Origin of the sequence: Cryobacterium sp. CAN_C2 (genome assembly GCF_015751745.1) — a bacterium.
Classification (GTDB): Bacteria; Actinomycetota; Actinomycetes; order Actinomycetales; family Microbacteriaceae; genus Cryobacterium.
This window is the reverse complement of the sequence record NZ_JADOUX010000055.1, coordinates 1-1058: the sequence shown is the minus strand read 5'-3', so window position 1 is coordinate 1058 and position 1058 is coordinate 1. Positions and strand designations below refer to the sequence as shown.

Annotated in this window: 1 protein-coding gene; it reads right to left on the bottom strand. The window is 61.9% G+C overall.

Translation table 11 applies throughout. The features are described from left to right. Nucleotides 1-1058, bottom strand: a 1058-nt coding sequence (locus tag IWX77_RS16840; RefSeq protein WP_196845692.1) for a Tn3 family transposase, incomplete at both ends; no start/stop codon positions are given.

Sequence of the window (1058 nt, the reverse complement as noted above, 5' to 3'; positions counted from 1 at the left end):
AGTTTTCCGGCTTTGGGTTGGCGGGGGTTGTTCCAGGTGTAGTCGCCGGTGAGGTTGATGTGTTCCCAGCCGAGTGGTGAGAGGTGATCGAGCAGTGGATCGTCAGTGGGGTGGCCTGTTGTGGTGATGGCGTGGTCGAGGTAGACGGTGTTCCAGAGGGTGATCGCGGCGGTGAGCAGGTTCAGTCCCGATGCGCGGTGGCGTTGGTTGTCGTAGGAACGGTCGCGGAGTTCGCCGAGGCGGTTGAAGAATACGGCGCGGGCGAGTGCATTTCGTGCTTCCCCTTTATTCAGGCCGGTTTGCACGCGTCGGCGGAGCTCGGGGTTCTGCATCCAGTCGAGAGTAAAGAGGGTGCGTTCGAGTCGGCCGAGCTCCCGAAGGGCTGTAGCCAGACCGTTCTGCCGCGGGTAGCTGCCCAGCTTTCGGAGCATCAGCGATGCCGTGACGGTGCCGGTCTTGATCGAGGTGGTGAGGCGCAAAATATCGTCCCAGTGGGCGTGGATGATTTTGGTATTGATGTTGCCGCCGATCAGCGGCTTCAGGGTTGGATAGCTGTCGGAGTTTCCGGGAATGTAGAGGCGTTTATCGGCCAGGCCGCGGATGCGCGGGGCGAATCGGTAGCCGAGGAGCTGGGTGAGTGCGAAGACGTGGTCCGTGAAGCCCGCGGTGTCGGTGTAGTGCTCCTCGATTCGGAGATCGGACTCGTGGTAGAGCAGCCCGTCGAGGACATGGGTGGAGTCGCGGACGGTGGCAGAGATGACTGTGCTGTGGAATGGTGCGTACTGGTCGGAGATATGGGTATAGAACTGAACGCCTGGTTCTTGGCCGTATTTGAGGTTGACGTGTCCGGCGAACAGGCCGCGGCCGCCGGCTTTGAAGTTCTGCCCGTCAGAGGATGAGGTGGTGCCCTGGCCCCATCGGGCGGCGAAGGGTTGCTGGCTTTGCGCGTTGATGATCTCGGCGAGGGCTGCGGCGTAGGTTTCGTCGCGGACGTGCCAGGCCTGGAGCCAACCGAGTTTCGTGACGGTAGCCCCGGGCGATGCTTCAGCCATTTTTCG